The sequence below is a fragment of the Listeria sp. MAN/IMW/UF555 genome, from assembly GCF_058684075.1.
In genome coordinates this window covers 804778-821261 of sequence record NZ_JBZWZS010000001.1, presented here as the reverse complement: position 1 = coordinate 821261, position 16484 = coordinate 804778, and the positions used below count along the sequence as shown (strand labels likewise).

Genomic DNA, 16484 nt, shown 5'->3' with positions numbered 1-16484 from the left:
CACTAATATGCCTGTTTTAGGATTATATTAAAAACTATAAAAAATGGCTCTATCATGGGATTTTAATAGTTATTTTACTTCTCTAAGAGTGTCTCATTTGCTAAATATGTCTAAAGTGTGTCTAAAATCGTGTTTTTATATGGCGAACTTTTGTATGAAATGGCAATATTTACTATTTATTTTAAAAACTCATCCTAGTCATGTGTACATATGGCGTTCCTTGTATGTATTATATTAAATGAAATGCGAGGACACACTATTTCACAGCTATAAAATATACTTGGAGGAGCGAACTCTTATATGATGAAAGTAACTAAAGCAAGACATTATTTAGTGCTGTTAATGGCATTTTTCCTAGTATTAGGACAATTAAATTTAACAGCCCTTAATGTGTTTGCAAAAGAAAATGGAAATGACGAGCTAACTTATGAAGTTCAGTCTAAATTGGCAGAAGACAAAAAATCAGCTGATTTAACCATTAAAGTAACACCAAAAAGCGATCAGGTGAAAATCTTGACTATTGAAACACCTGATGGAGAGAAGAAAGAAGGCCAAGAAGTAAGCTATAAAGCCGAAAAAAATGGTACAACTAATTTCTTAATTAACTATCAAAATACAAGCGAAGAAAAAGCAGAAACTAAAACATATACTGCTTCTTATGAAGTATCTGACATTGTTTCTGACGATGAAGCAAATAAAGCTACGGAAACAGAGAAGGTAACTGAAAAAGAAGATGCTAACATTCAATCTCCTTCTAATAATAAAAATATAAAATCACTTAAATCTGGACAAACAACAGTCGAACTAAAAATACCAGATTATAACAAAACAGCATGGGCAAACGGTGATATTAAAGAAGTAACTGCGACAGTTAACTTTGGCGACAGTACTTCTACTGGCAAAAAAGTAAATTTCACTTTACCAGATGGAATGCGTTTTGTTTCTTTGCCAGTGCCGAGTAACTACCAGGCTAGTGCGAATGTGGATAAAGGAATTTTAAGTTTTTTAGGGGCAAGTGATCCACTAGGAATTGCCATTACTTCGGTAAAAGTACCTGATAAAGAAAAAGCATATAATCAAGCTACTTTTGGAACAGTTAGTTATGAGCTAAGTCCAGGAACTGAAAAAGCGAGCTTTACTTTTTCTGTACGAGTAGATGCAGCAAAATATTACGGACCAGTTGACTTAGATGATCTAATAAAAACAGAAGTATTTAAAGGGGAGGCAAGTACACCTGTTGCTTCTGCAGAACAAGCAATTCGTGCAGAAGGAAAAAAAGTTGTAGGATATGCTGACCAAGATCATGTAAAAACAATGTTCCGTAATTGGTATAATGATCAAAGACTATCAGAAGTCCTTGCAAGTACAGATGATACCGACTCTTATAACTATACAAAATCTTACTCTGTCGTGAATGGATTGAATAGTTTAGATAGTCGCGGAGCAGCAGTTTACATTGCTAAAAATCTCGAAATAACGCTTTATTACCCAGAAGGTATGGAGTTTGTAAATGTTGTAAATAATAATGGAACAGTGCTGACGGAAAATTCTAACGTAACTATTACTAATTATCCGAATGAAAATAAGGTTGTGATTAATAACAAGCACTTAAACAACAGCTCTGCTAGTAATTCTATTTATGGAGTCAAATATAAAGTACCTAAAGGAACTCCTGCAGGAACATATAGCACATCAAAAGTTCCCCATGCAGTTATCACAACATATGATGGAGAAGTATTTGAATCAGATGCACTAACAACTAATACTAACGACTTAACTACTCTAGCACCTCTAGACAATTGTATAGTTGTTGAGACTACCGAAAATAAATTGAGTTTAAAGACAGGAAATGGTCAACTCAATCCAGATAACGAAACTTGGGCTGGTAGCATCCAAATCAATAATAAAAATAGTGCTGGTGTGAAAAAAAATCAAATGTATCAAATTAAATTTGATCCTAACTGGGAAGCTTATATGGTTAATATTCCTTTTGATAGCACCATTTCAGGAAACAAAATCAGTGAAGTACAGTATAAAACAAATTTAAACGACGCTTTTCGAACATTTGAAGGGGCGCTTACTAAAAATAATAACCAAATGTATCGACTAGATGCAAAAGCAGTTGGACTTGAAGATGGGGAATATTTCACAGAAGTAAAAGCAAATGTGGGAGATTTTGCGCCTGGATATCAGAATACAGCAGCTTCGGCCACTTATCGTTGGGACTCCACTACTTCTTACGGTAAAATCAAGCCGGGCATTACATCTGTCCAATTTGAAGGCGCAATTTGGGACGCAGATGATGAAGCTAACACGAAAACATCTGGCATATCAACTTATAAAGTTTCAAGTGCAGAAAGTACAGCAGCAAATGGTACTGCAGCTTTCTATAATAAAGCTGGTACAAAGGTGAAAACAGCAAGTGCAGGAGAAACTATCAACACAAAAGCTATATTAGCGTTATTTGATTATCCTTATGGAACAAGAACGGTCCTCAATGATCCGGAAGTTTATTTACGTGCTATAGAAGGTACAACAATTCAACCTTCTTCTATTAAACTGACTGATCAGGATGGGAAAGATGTTAATTTCACAGTTGAACAAGAAACGGCAAATAATGGAGACAAAGTATACCTCTTAAAAACAACGGATGTATCAGTGGGAGTATATGTCGGCTATCCTACTAAACATAAATTTCTAAATGTCAGTTACGATACAACGTTTGATGTAACTTTAGATAAAAGCATTAATATGGATGCACAGGAGGTCATTGCATGGGGTGGCCCAAATGTTACTCCGGCAATTTCTACTAATTCTTTTTCAGATGTAGGGCTAGATGTAAATAAAAATGGCAGGGACAATGAAAGATTACTTTCTGTCAATAGTAGTACTTTAAGTATTCCAAAACAAGATACAGTTGCTGTAGAAACCTTCTTAAGCGTGGCTGGAGAAGGAGCTAAAGCTGCCTATGTAGAAGGAGAAGACAGTACGGTTTCCTATTTCACACCAGGAACGGATGCGGACTACACAGTTAAAATTACGAATGCTTCTAACGGAGAAGCAAGTGAATTTGAGCTTTATATCCCAATTCCAAAAACTGGTCAAGACTTCGGATCTAAATTCCAAAGTGAACCTTTCAAGTGGGATATGAAACTAAGTGGAGCACTACCTGTTAGTTCAGATCAACAAGACCAATTCGACATTAGTTATGCAACAAATGCAACAGAAAACAATTACGATTCTACCAGCATATACTCAAATACAGTTTCTGACTATGAAAAAGTAAATATGGTTCGAATCAAAGTTAAAACGAAAATTAATGCAGGTGAAACACAAACCTTCAAAGTACCACTTAAAGTAGATGAAACATTTGATTCAGCAACAGAAGGCAACAAAATTGGTGAACGTGATATCTACAACCCGTATTACCGTGTAATTACTAATACGTTCGCTGGTTCATTATCTGGAACAAAAGTAGGTGCTGAATTAGTAATTGGCGAAGTAGCCGGTATGTTATTTAATGATAAAGATGTTAATGGTTTGTATGAAAAAGATAAAGGCGATGAACCTTTAGCGAATGAAACAGTTGAGTTGTACAAATGGAATGAATCCACATCTGTTTATCAACCTGCCAAAGTAGGAGACAAAAATGTAACTGCCACAACAGATAGCAACGGTAAATACAGTTTTGATTACAATGATGGCGTTGGTTATGGTAATTATGCAGTGAAATTCCCAGACAAAGCTGGCTATCAGTATACGTTGAAAAATATTGGTAAAGATATTTCACTAGATAGTGATGTTCCATACAGCGGAGCAGACAAAGGTTGGGTGAAACAAATCGATCCAACGCAACCAAGCTCACAATACGCAAATGCAGGTTATTACGCTTATAATCCTACACAAGATTTAAAAGTTAACCTAAATGAAAAACGAGTGCAAATGGGTCGCAATTTAGAAATCACATTACCAAAAGTAGCTTCAACAACTGGACAAGCTGCCGAAGATACTATTGAACCAAGCTTCTTTAAAAATATTAAAGCAACAACAAATGGTTACAAATGGACTGTTGCAGATACAAAAGTGGCAACAGTACAAACATTAGCAGATGGTTCAGCAGCTGTAGTTGGCGTTTCCACAAATGATAAAACGATTGATGTAACGGATTTAACGATTACAATTCAAGATATTTTTGGAACAGAACAAAGCTCCAAAGCTCCACTATATGTTACTGGAACTGAGGGAACAGTTGCGCAACAAGACGGTTATACCATGGGTGCGACTGACTTTTCGATGGAGTACAAAGAAGCCACTGATTTAACGAAAGCACAGGCACTAACTCTCGCAAAAACAGCAGCCTTTGAAGAGGTAAAAGACGGTGTTAATTCAAGTGCCGAAGATCGTTTAGACTTAGTACAAGTGAACCAAACACAACTTAATGCAATAAAAAATGGCTCTAATCAAGGTGGCGTGTATCCATTAACTTACACGATAACTAAAGATAGCAAAACAGTCTCAGTCACTATTCAAGTAACTGTAGCGGAAGATTTAACAGCAGTGAACGCACATGATTCTACTATTTATGTAGGAGACACATGGGAAGCGAAAGACAACTTTGATAGTGCAGCAAATAAAGAAGGCGAAACTAATGTAGCGTTTAGCGATGTGACAGTTACAGGAACTGTAAACACTGCAGTAGCTGGTTCGTATCCAGTAACCTACACATATAATGGTGTCTCTAAAAAAATTAATGTTACTGTCAAAGCTAAATTAACCGCAGTGAACGCACATGATTCCACGATTTATACAGGTGACACATGGAATGCGGGAGACAACTTTGATAGTGCGCTTAATAAAGATGGTAATTCCGTCGCTTTTGCTGATATAACAGTGGCAGGAAATGTTAATACAAATCAAGCTGGTACTAATACCATCACTTATAGCTACGATGGCGTTTCGAAAACTATTACGATTACTGTTTTAGAAAATAAAGAAGGTATCAGTGCTCATGACTCTACTATTTATGTAGGAGATGCATGGGATGCTAAAGATAACTTCGATAGTGCTTTTGACAAAGATGGTAACGCGGTTGACCTAGAAGATGTTACAGTCACAGAAAAACCAACCGTTGATACAGCTAAAGCAGGTGCTTACGAAGTCACTTACAAGTATGGCAAAGTATCGAAAAAAATCACTTTAACTGTGAAAGCTAAATTAACAGCAGTGAACGCGCATGATTCCGCGATTTATGTAGGAGATGCGTGGAATGCAGAAGATAACTTTGACAGTGCGCTTGATAAAGATGGCAATTCCGTCGCTTTTGCTGATATCGAAGTTAAAGGAACTGTTGATACAGACAAAGCTGGAACATATCCAGTAACGTACACATATGACGGTGTCTCAAAAACAATTAATATCCAAGTAAAAGACATCTTAACAGCAGTGAACGCGCATGATTCTGAAATCTATGTGGGAGATAGCTGGGATGCCAAAGATAATTTTGACAGTGCACAAGATAAAGATGGAAATACAGTAGATTGGCAAAATATCAATGTTTCAGAAAATCCGACTGTTGATTTAGAAACAGTTGGTGTTTACCAAGTGACTTATAGTTATGGTGGTGTTTCGAAAACAATTAATCTCACTGTAAGTCCAAGAAAAACAAGCTTAGAAGTGCATGACTCTATCATTTATACAGGAGATAAATGGAAAGCAGAAGACAACTTCGATAACGCTACAAATAAAAAAGGCGACCAAATTTCTTTCGAAGATGTAACTGTAACCGGGCAAGTTGATTCTGAAACAGCAGGCGCATATGAAGTAAGCTATATCTATGATGGAGTGAAAAAAGTAGCTCATATCACTGTGATCCAAAACCAAGCTCAAATCACTGTAAAAGATAGCGTTATCCCACATGGAGAAAAATGGGAAGCAGAAGCTAATTTTATAGGTGCGACAAACCGAGATGGTGTAGCAATTCCTTTCTCCAAAATCCAAGTAGATGGTAAAGTAGATGTAAATAAAGCTGGTATCTACAAAGTGATTTACACGTATGATCCAAATGAAGGAACTGCAGATGCAGGGAAGAAACAACTTTCTGTTACAGCTAACATTCAAGTAAAAGCAGAAAATGTAAAACCTGTTGACCCATCAGACCCAACAGGACCTACAAATCCAGTAAAACCATCAGTAGAAAAAACACCATTAAAAGTAGTTGATAACAAGCAACATACAGCAACATATGAAGCAGCAAAACCATTACCAAAAACAGGTGACCAAACAAACACTTGGGTAATCTGGACAGGCATGAGCTTACTTCTTCTAAGCATGCTCTTGTTGGTGATGAGAGGTAGAAAGAAATTAAGAAGGAAAAATTAATAAAAGATAGTAAGAATAAAAATACCGACCAGTTTTCTCTGGTCGGTATTTTTTGCTATTAGACATAATAGATTTGTTATAGTGTTTTACTAATTTTAAGAACTGTACAAAAAGACTGTTAAAATATAGCTATGAATTACTTTTATCAAAGATAGAAATCATGTTCAAAAGACAATTGGGATGACTCATGTCAAGCACTGCAAAACTATTTCTACTGGGAATTTGAAAATTATAAAAGCTGAAAATGGACAAATTTAGCTTGTTAATTCAGTACAACCACCAAACCAAAACCCCTACAGTCCAAACCATCGCAAGCGGAACTAAAATCCGAAACTTCGGCTTTTGCGTTTTATGGTGAAACAACTGCATCGACATCCAACTACCAAAGGCACCACCAAGAAATGCAGAGAGCAGTAGTACCGACTCAGGTATCCGGTATGCGTGTTTAATTGCTTTCCGTTTATCAACAGCGAATAATAGAAAAGAAATAAGCGTTATCGCGATTAAATATATCGTTAAAATCATTCAGAAAGCCCCCTTTATTGCTAAAACTAACTTTATTTATTAGAATAAAAGCATACCACAAAAGAAAGCAGGGATAAAATGGCAAAAGAAATTATTCAAACCTCGTCAGCCCCAAAAGCACTCGGACCATATTCACAAGCTGTAAAAGTGAATGGACTTATTTTCACATCAGGTCAACTTGGTATTAACCCAGCAACTGGAGAATTAGCAGAAGGCGCAACAAAACAAGCTGAGCAAGCTTTTAAAAATTTAGCAGCCGTACTAGAAGAAGCTGGTTCTGGACTAGACAAAATCATTAAAGCGACCGTTTTCTTCAAAGATTTAAATGATTTTACAGCTGTGAATGAAGTATATGCTACTTTCTTTTCCAGCGATTTCCCCGCAAGAAGTGCTTTCCAAGTAGCCAAGTTACCGCTTGATGCTGACATTGAAATCGAAGTTATCGCAGAAGCATAAATATTCAGAAATAAATTTGACAATTACAAGAAGTAAACGATATAATAAGAACCAATTACATAGTAACTTATCAAGAAAGGTGGAGGGTTCTGGCCCAGTGAAGCCTTGGCAACCGGACTTTTCACGGTGCCAAATCCAGCAGTATCACTGACAGATAAGGCACGCGAAACAGGTAAATCACTCTTTCCCTTAAAAGCTGTCTTTTGGGGGAAAGTTTTTTTGTACATAAAAATAACTAGAATTGAGGCGAAGAAAATGAATCAAGTGGCACCATTTTATGCAGATCATGTTGGAAGTATTTTACGGACAAAGGCAATTAAAGAGGCACGCGAGAAATTCCAAAGTGGCGAAATTACAACTCAAGAATTACGTGAAATTGAAAATGAAGAAATCAAGTACATTGTTGAAAAACAAAAAGAAGTGGGTTTAAAAGCAATTACTGATGGCGAATTCCGCCGCGCTTGGTGGCATTTTGATTTCTTAGAGAATTTGGATGGGGTAGAAGGGTACGATGCAGCGGGAGGCATTCAATTTAGCAAAGTCCAAACAAAATCACATTCAGTGAAAATCACTGGTCCAATTGATTTCACGACGCATCCATTTATAGAAGATTTCATTTTCCTAAAAGAAGCCGTTGGTGAAAATCATGTAGCAAAACAAACGATTCCAAGTCCGGCGATGCTTCATTATCGTGGTGACATGGAGTATCAGCCATATATAGACGATGCTGATAAATTTGTGGCTGATTTAGCGGCTGCGTATCAAAAAGCGATTCAAGCCTTTTATGATGCCGGTTGTCGTTATTTACAATTAGATGATACATCGTGGAGCTATTTATGCTCTGATGAACAGCGTGAAGTCGTGCGTGAGCGAGGTTTTGACCCCGATACGCTGCAAGAAACATATAAAACGCTTATTAATGAATCTATCAAGTATAAACCAGCAGATATGGTTATTACGATGCACATTTGTCGTGGGAATTTCCGCTCTACGTGGATAGCAGAAGGCGGTTATGGACCAGTTGCAGAAACATTATTTGGCAAACTTAATATCGATGGTTTCTTTTTAGAATATGATAATGAACGTTCTGGAGATTTTTCACCACTAAAATATGTAGCGCGCCCAGATTTGAAAATCGTTCTCGGCTTAATCACCTCTAAAACAGGGGATTTAGAAGATGAAACGGCAATCAAAGCACGAATTAAAGAAGCGAGTGAGATTGTGTCGCTAAACCAATTATGCCTTAGCCCACAGTGCGGATTCGCCTCTACAGAAGAAGGCAATATTTTAAGTGAAGAAGAGCAATGGAACAAATTACGTTACGTCGTCAAAATCGCAGAAGACGTTTGGGGGAAATAACAAATAAGAAGAACTGGCCTAGGCTAGTTCTTTTTTCGTCTTTACAAAAACAGCAAGTAGGAATAGAATAGATGTTCTAGAAGGAGGGGAAGCCCTTTGGATGACAAATTACAAACCAAATTAACCTTATTACCTGAATCACCAGGTTGCTATATTTATAGAGATGAAAATAACGAAATACTTTATATTGGCAAATCTAAATGTTTAAAAAACCGTGTAAAGTCTTATTTTCATAGTAAACAAATCGGTAAAACAGCAAGACTTGTAAGACAAATTCGTGATTTAGAACTAATTATCACTACTTCCGAAAAAGAGGCACTACTTCTCGAGATGATTTTAATTCAAAAATATCAACCTCCTTTCAATATCCAGTTAAAAGAAGGAACGAGTTATCCCTATATTAAAATCACGAATGAGAAAAATCCGCATATCGAAGTTGTATTTGAAGTGAAACAAGATGGCGCGCACTACTTCGGTCCATATCCTGGTCGGTTTTCAGCAAGGCAAACGGTAGAACTTATTGAAAAATTATATCCGCTTTGTAGATGTGACGGAAAGCCGGGACGTCCGTGTTTGTACTATCATTTAGGACTTTGTCTAGGACCTTGCCAAGCGGAAATTGAACCGGCTGTATATAAAAAACAAATTCAAAAAATTAGTCGTTTTCTTGAAGGCGATGTTAAAGGCGTGAAGGGGAAGCTCATTAAAGACATGGAAGCAGCCACCGAAAAACTGGAATTCGAAAGAGCTGCTGAACTACGCGATAAAATTCATGCTATAAATGAAACCATCGAAAAACAACATATTATTTTCCCCGGACTAAAAAATCGAGATATTATCGGCTGTTATGAACAAGATAATCATTTAAGTGTTTTCGTTTTCTTCGTCCGAAATGGTGCAATCAACGGTAGTAAATGGCATGTTTTTCCAATCGAAAATTCGCTCCAAGAAGACTTAGCCAATTTTATCAACCAATTTTACGAAGACCCAAATAACATCCAACCAAAAGAGTTGCTAATCGCAGAAAAAATCGATAAAATTACTTTGAAAGAGCCGCTCCGTAAGGCTTCTTCCTTCCCGCAAAAAGGTGGAAAGAAGAAACAGCTTAATTTAGCTATCGAAAACGCTAAGAGTACTTATGCCGCATATGCTAAGATGAAAGAATACGATTTTGAAAACCAATTGAAAAACAGTTAGAAGCTAGCTTTCACTGATTAGCTTCTTTGTTTTGATGTATTGAAAATCTTATCATAAATAACTATGGTCAATAATCTAGCCTTATGGTAAAATCTTACGAGTACGGAAAAAAATTAATGCTACATAAAATAATTAATTATAGCTAAACACATATAGAGGGAGGACACAATATGAAGAAATTTTCACGCTTCATACTAACAATGGCAGTTGCATGTGTTGCCATGTTCATTTTCACAGGAAACGGGTTAAATGCAAAAGCCGCAGAAGAAACATACTTGATTGGTACAGATACTACTTTTGCACCTTTCGAATTTGAAAAAGATGGGAAACATGTCGGGATTGACATGGACATTCTTAAAGCCATTGCCAAAGATCAAAATTTTAAATATGAAATTAAAGCAATGGGATTCAATGCAGCCGTTCAAGCACTTGAAGCTAATCAAGTAGACGGCGTAATCGCTGGAATGAGTATTACAGACGAACGGAAACAAAAATTCGATTTCTCTGATCCGTACTTTGACTCTGGCGTTGTTATGGGAATCCTGAAAGATAACGACGAAATCAAGAATTATGATGATTTAAAAGGCAAAAAAGTAGCCGTTAAAACAGGTACAGAAGGTTACGCTTTTGCTGAAAAAATAAAAGATAAATACGGTTTTGATATTGTTGTATTTGATGATTCAGCACAAATGTATGATGATGTTAAAACAAGAAATTCAGTTGCATGTTTTGATGATTATCCAGTACTCGCTTATGGCGTGCAAACTGGAAACGGCTTAAAAATCGTTACTGAAAAAGAAAAAGGAAATTCATATGGTTTTGCCGTTAATAAAGGCCAAAATCAAGAACTCTTAAAGAAATTCAATGCCGGTCTTGTTAATATTAAAGCTAGCGGCGAATACGATAAAATCCTTGAAACTTATTTAGGAAAAGACGCTGTTAAAGAAAATACTACTGAAAAAGGCTTCATGGGTATTATTAAATCTTCATGGCCAGCACTTTTAGCTGGAATGTGGTTGACTATTCGTCTAGCCGTTGTTTCATTAATTATTGCCTTCATTATCGGTATTACATTTGGCTTTATGAAAGTGAGCAATAGTAAAATTCTACGTGGGATTGCAACGGTTTATGTGGATATTTTCCGTGGAACACCGTTAATTGTTCAAGCATTCTTCTTCTACTTTGGTATTCCAGCCGCACTCGACTTTAGGATGCCAGTATTCCTGGCAGGGGTCATTGCGCTAAGCTTAAATGCCGGTGCTTATATGGTCGAAATTGTGCGCGGCGGGATTCAATCTGTCGACAAAGGACAAATGGAAGCAGCAAGAAGTCTTGGCTTACCACATAAAAAAGCAATGATGAAAGTCGTTCTACCACAAGCAATTCGGATGATGATTCCATCCTTTATCAACCAGTTCGTTATCACTTTGAAAGATACGTCGATTATGTCGGCAATTGGACTCGTCGAATTAACACAATCTGGTAAAATTATTATGGCGCGTACGTTTGAAAGTACATGGACTTGGCTTATCATTGGAATTATGTACTTAATCGTCATTACCATTTTAACGAAAGTGTCCGATCGTTTGGAAAGGAGATTACGAAATGACTAAACTTAAAGTAACAGGTCTTAAAAAAAGTTTTGGCGCGAATGAAGTGCTAAAAGGCATTGATATAGAAGTAAAAGAAGGCGAAGTAGTTTGCGTAATTGGGCCATCTGGTTCTGGTAAAAGTACCTTTCTTCGTTGCATGAATAACTTAGAGGAAATCACAGCTGGTGAAGTTATTGTAGACGATTATAATATTACAGATAAGAAAGTCGATATTAATAAAGTTCGCGAAAACATCGGTATGGTTTTTCAACATTTTAATTTATTCCCGCATCTTTCTGTTTTAGAAAATATTACTTTAGCTCCTGTAGAACTGAAAAAAATGGATAAAGAAGCAGCGAAAAGTAACGCGCTTCGTTTACTTGAGCAAGTTGGGCTAAAAGAAAAAGCAGATGAGTTTCCAAATCAACTATCTGGTGGACAAAAACAACGGGTTGCGATTGCCAGAGCTCTTGCAATGGACCCAGATATTATGTTGTTTGACGAACCAACCTCCGCACTTGACCCTGAAATGGTCGGGGAAGTTCTTGGAGTAATGAAAGAGCTAGCTAAAGATGGAATGACAATGATGATTGTTACCCACGAAATGGGCTTTGCTCGCGAAGTTGGTGACCGTGTTATCTTTATGGATGGCGGTTATATCGTTGAAGAAGGAAAGCCAGCTGATATTTTTGACAACCCTACAAACGAAAGAACAATTAGTTTCTTAGACAAAGTTTTATAATAAAAAAGCAATATGCCTGTATTATTCAGGCATATTGCTTTTTTTATTGGTTTGTTAAAACGGGATTTTTTCGATTCTTTGAAATCTGTTCGTAAGCATATCCCATATTTAGTAAAGCTATGTCCGTATTACGTTTAGAGACAAAAGTTAAGCTCTTAGGTTGATTTGATTCAGTGTCATAGCCAGCTGGGATAGTGAGTTCCGGATTTCCAGCGATTGGAGCTAGGAACTTCACAGACCCGCCGACACCTGCTGATACGATAGCGTCTAATCTTTCATTTTGTAACACAGAATCCAGTTCATTTTGTGTAATATGAATAAGTTCATTAGCTACGTTATCCGCTTCTTGTTTCGTCATTGTACTATTCTGCGACGCTACAAGTTCACTTTGGCCGAACTTCATGTTTCTAGTAGGATTAGTTTTATTAAAAGCGATAATCGATTCTAATGTCGACATAGGGGAACGATTAATTTGTAAAAATTGATTAAGATCTCGTTTGAAATCGGCATTTAATAAAGTGATATAATCAGCATCCACTTGTTCTAATTCTTCCAGTGTGATGCCCTCTATAACAGTTGCGCCAGCAGTTGTTAAATCTTTTTTAATTTTCTTTAGGATGGCTGTTTCTTCATTGCTTTCATCATCAGACATTAGTCCAATCCGCTTATTTTTTAGCGCATCTTTGGAAAGTGGTGTTTGACTTGCTTCATCCATTAAAACATTGGTTGTTAAATAAGCATCTGTAACTGTTCTTGTAAGTGGACCAGGCGTATCAAATCTACTTGAGAGTGGGATAATTCCCTCGTTGCTTACAAGGCCTTGACTGGGTTTAAAGCCAACAACAGATTGAGCTCCTGCTGGTAAAATGATAGAACCATTTGTTTCTGTTCCAATCGCAATTGCAGCAAAATCACAAGTAGCAGCAGTTGCAGATCCAGAGCTTGAACCAAGTGGATCTAGTTCGGAAGAGTAAGGATTTTTGCTACGCCCTTTTTTTCCTGAGTAGCCATTTGGTACTCCATCGTCCATTGCAGCTGCCCATTCTGACATATTAGTTTTTCCTAGAATTAAAGCACCGTTTGTTTTAAGTTTGTCTACGATAGCCGCGTCTTTCTCCATTACCCAATCTTTAAGGGCTACAGTACCGGCACTTGTTGGCAGGGTAATAGTACCAATATTATCTTTTAAAACGACAGGCATGCCGTATAAAGCTGGTTTATTTGGTTCATTTTGAATATCAAGTTGCTCTGCTTCAGCAATAATAGTAGGATTAATTTCTGTTATTGCATTTAACATAATCCCATTTTGATCGTGCTTTTTAATTCGGTTGAGGTAAATTCCGGCTAATTCTTTATAACTCAATTGATTAGTTGTAATTAAATTTTGAAGTTTGGCAATGTCAGCTCCAATTACGAGCTGCTCTTTTTCTTCAAGAGCCGCTATATCCAATGATTCTAGTTGTGCGTCAATTGGATCCATTACTCGTTCTTTGTCATAAAAGTTTATATCTTGGATTGGCGCCTCTTCGGTCGGTTCTTGTTTACCTGGATTTACTTTATCTGGATTTACTTTCCCAGGTTTTGCTTTACTCGGCAAAGTGTTATTCGGTGTAGTGTTATTCAGCTTAGAATTTCCCTTTTTTTTCGCTGCTGCTGATTTGTCGTTTGTTAATTTAATTTCGAAATTTTTGTTTTGATTAACAGATTCCTGTGAAACTTTTCCAGTTAATCTACCAACTTCTAATGTTTTATTGCCAAAACCAGTTTCTAGTTTGAAGTTTTCTTTATTTGAACCGATTTTTTTGTCTTTATCATGTTGATTGGAATCTTTAGGTTTGGACGTTGGAAGATCTTTTTTGGAAATACTAGAGGTTCTTTCTGGAGCGGAAGTTTGTTGGCTTGTTAGGTAGAGATAGGTACCGGTTACACTAAACGTTGTAATAACTGTGGCACATATGATGATAATTCGTCTTTTCATGTAATTCCTCCGATGTCTGATGTATGTATCTTATTATATAGGAAGTATAAGAGAAAATCAGTGACAATAATGTGAAGATAAGAATTATATTTTTAGACTTGATTTCATACATAATGGCTATAAATTCACAATCTAGTTACTTAAAAAGGTTTTATGTCATTTTCTTTTCACAATTTTGTCACAAAATAGCGACTTTTTTCCTTTTAGTTAACAATTATTGATTATTATATTTTATAATTATAAGAAAGGATTACAAATCCACTTAGGAAACTTTATGTGAAAAAGGCAATTATTCTTTATATTAATACGATATTATCCAAAAAAATTCGGTTTTCAAACGCTTTCTTGAAAAAAGTCACGAATTTAGGTTAGTTTTTAGATTAATAGGGTATTTTTACTAAAGAGAATATGGTAAAGTAAGGAAAGAGAGATAATGAAAAGAATGAAAACTAATTTGGAAGATGGAGTGATGAGTTTGGATAATAATCAAAAAGATTTGAATCAAGTAATCCGTCAGCTCAAAGAAAAAGGTATTGTGGTTGAAAAAACCAAATCCCGAAAAGATATATGGAAATCGGTAAGCGGGAAAGCGATGCCGAATATGACACTTCGATTGCAATAAAATCGAGAAGTGGAGACTTTTTATATGTTATTTATCTGCGTTTTTTGTAAGTGAAGTTACGAAAAACGATAGAATTCGCATGTAAAATTACTCCACTTTTTTTCTTTGTCATAAATTAGTCATTAAGTTTTGATGTTTCTGTTATCCTTTTTAAGCGAAAATGTTGTATGATGGTATGGAAGACTTCTGTGAATGAAGAAAATAGAAATAGAGTGAGGCAAATACATGAAAAAAGAAGCAGTTAATCAACAATCTATTTATGTTCATATTGATCATGTTATTAACAATGTGGCGACAAGCGGCATTTCTTTTTGTGATTTTTTAAATGGCGTTGGGCAACCGCCTGAAAATATATTGTTAATCAAACATAATATGGAAGATGCGTCTTATAATGCACACACGGCTTTTCATTACTTAGAGCCAGGCGATTTGGCAAATATATCTAAAGAAAATTTCAGTCCACTTTGTTGGATTGATTTTGAAGATGTGGAACTTTTAAACCAACTTACACCGCAAGAAGTGGCTGAGATGCTTTATCTTGCGCATACGGGACGCCACCTTCGTTCTCCTTTTTACTATAAATTACAAAATAATTTTGTTTATTTAACGAGAGAAGACGGTCGCTACAATAAAGTATATTATCGAAATTTAAATCATTTTTATATGTTGCTAAGTTATGTCATTGCCCGGAAAACATCGGAACTCGTTAATGAGAAGGGCATTTTTTCGTTTGGAAAGAAAAAATATGTTTCTGAACCACCAGTTGAGCTACTCAAAAAAATGTCCGATCATTTCAAAGACGGTGCTTGTATCGCAATGGATGATGTCGTTAGAACTAGAACCCAAATCGAAGTACCAATTGGCCTCGGTCTTACGGAAGAAATGACTGAACTAGAAATAACTTCAAAAATTTACTACGAAGAAGAAGTTGCAAAATTGGTCTATGATTTAAAACAAAATGAATGGAAATATATCGAAAAATAAAAAATCAAACCTTTTCCTTTACGTTTGGTTTTTTATTTGATAGAATTTAACTAATGAACGTTAGTTAGGAGGATTGTTCTAATGACGAAAAAACTTATTAAAGAAGTAGCATTAACCCTTTTTGCAGAAAAAGGATATGATGGGACGGCTCTTTCTGAAATTGCAAAAGCTGTAGGGATTAAAACACCTTCGTTATATGCGCACTTCCCATCTAAAGAAGCGCTTTTTATGGAAGTGTATCAAGATAGCATTCACACAGAACTAAGCGAATTAAGTAAAGTAGCTGATGAAGAGACGCTAGTAGGAGAAGAAAAACTGCGGACAATCTTTTTTGTTGCGACTGATTTTTCAAGAAGTCCTGATGAGAAGAAATTTTTCCAACGAGCGGTATTTTATCCACCAAAGTCTCTTTTTGAAGAGTTAAAAGAAGAGACGAGAACTTATGAGCAGTTAACAAATGATATTTTACGAAAAACGCTTGAGCCGGCTCTCTCTGAAGATGCTTTAATAAGATGGATGCATGTGTTCTATGCGTTACTCGATGGGCTTAGCGTGGAGCACGGAATCTATGATGAAACGGAATTTGAGTTGCGTAGAAAATCCGCTTGGGAAGTTCTCGCAAGTTTACTCGGATAAATTGGAGGTAAGGAA

11 protein-coding genes and 1 riboswitch are annotated in these 16484 nt (G+C 36.2%); of the genes, 9 read left to right on the top strand and 2 right to left on the bottom strand.

What is annotated here, in order from left to right; genetic code table 11:
* Positions 1–300: 300 nt before the first annotated feature.
* A complete protein-coding gene (gene lcp, locus AC4PG8_RS04125; RefSeq protein ID WP_492170056.1) occupies positions 301–6378 on the top strand; it encodes a putative cellulose-binding protein LCP in 6078 nt (2025 codons plus the stop codon).
* Between the two features lie 267 nt (positions 6379–6645).
* Here lcp and AC4PG8_RS04120 read toward each other — a convergent pair whose 3' ends face one another.
* On the bottom strand, positions 6646–6903 hold the full coding sequence (locus AC4PG8_RS04120; RefSeq protein ID WP_003761210.1) for a DUF1294 domain-containing protein: 258 nt from the start codon (positions 6901–6903) through the stop codon (positions 6646–6648).
* 78 nt (positions 6904–6981) lie between these two features.
* On the opposite strand from AC4PG8_RS04120, the gene AC4PG8_RS04115 reads away from it, so the two are divergent.
* From AC4PG8_RS04115 to AC4PG8_RS04095, 5 genes are all read left to right on the top strand, one after another.
* The gene (locus AC4PG8_RS04115) at positions 6982–7359 is read left to right on the top strand and encodes a RidA family protein (protein ID WP_010990638.1); all 378 of its coding nucleotides are present in this window, start codon (positions 6982–6984) and stop codon (positions 7357–7359) included.
* Positions 7360–7423: 64 nt separating this feature from the next.
* Positions 7424–7520: riboswitch (SAM riboswitch) on the top strand.
* 94 nt (positions 7521–7614) lie between these two features.
* A complete protein-coding gene (locus AC4PG8_RS04110; RefSeq protein WP_492170205.1) occupies positions 7615–8718 on the top strand; it encodes a 5-methyltetrahydropteroyltriglutamate--homocysteine S-methyltransferase in 1104 nt (367 codons plus the stop codon).
* A gap of 96 nt (positions 8719–8814) precedes the next feature.
* The gene (gene uvrC, locus AC4PG8_RS04105) at positions 8815–9915 is read left to right on the top strand and encodes an excinuclease ABC subunit UvrC (protein ID WP_185484333.1); all 1101 of its coding nucleotides are present in this window, start codon (positions 8815–8817) and stop codon (positions 9913–9915) included.
* Positions 9916–10085: 170 nt separating this feature from the next.
* Entirely contained in the window at positions 10086–11528 is a 1443-nt protein-coding gene (locus tag AC4PG8_RS04100; RefSeq protein WP_003761214.1) for an amino acid ABC transporter substrate-binding protein/permease, read from the top strand.
* Complete coding sequence (locus tag AC4PG8_RS04095) at positions 11521–12249, top strand: amino acid ABC transporter ATP-binding protein (protein ID WP_070753423.1); 729 nt, start codon at positions 11521–11523, stop codon at positions 12247–12249. Before AC4PG8_RS04100 ends, AC4PG8_RS04095 begins: the two co-directional genes overlap by 8 nt.
* A gap of 43 nt (positions 12250–12292) precedes the next feature.
* Here the strand turns inward: AC4PG8_RS04095 and AC4PG8_RS04090 are convergent, their stop codons facing one another.
* Entirely contained in the window at positions 12293–14227 is a 1935-nt protein-coding gene (locus AC4PG8_RS04090; protein WP_492170055.1) for an amidase family protein, read from the bottom strand.
* Positions 14228–14702: 475 nt separating this feature from the next.
* On the opposite strand from AC4PG8_RS04090, the gene AC4PG8_RS04085 reads away from it, so the two are divergent.
* The 3 genes from AC4PG8_RS04085 (at position 14703) to AC4PG8_RS04075 (ending at position 16469) form a co-directional block, all read left to right on the top strand.
* A complete protein-coding gene (locus AC4PG8_RS04085; protein ID WP_010990641.1) occupies positions 14703–14849 on the top strand; it encodes an Lmo0850 family protein in 147 nt (48 codons plus the stop codon).
* Positions 14850–15074: 225 nt separating this feature from the next.
* Complete coding sequence (locus tag AC4PG8_RS04080; protein ID WP_003766067.1) at positions 15075–15833, top strand: hypothetical protein; 759 nt, start codon at positions 15075–15077, stop codon at positions 15831–15833.
* 81 nt (positions 15834–15914) lie between these two features.
* A complete protein-coding gene (locus tag AC4PG8_RS04075) occupies positions 15915–16469 on the top strand; it encodes a TetR/AcrR family transcriptional regulator (protein WP_160464058.1) in 555 nt (184 codons plus the stop codon).
* Positions 16470–16484 lie beyond the last annotated feature (15 nt).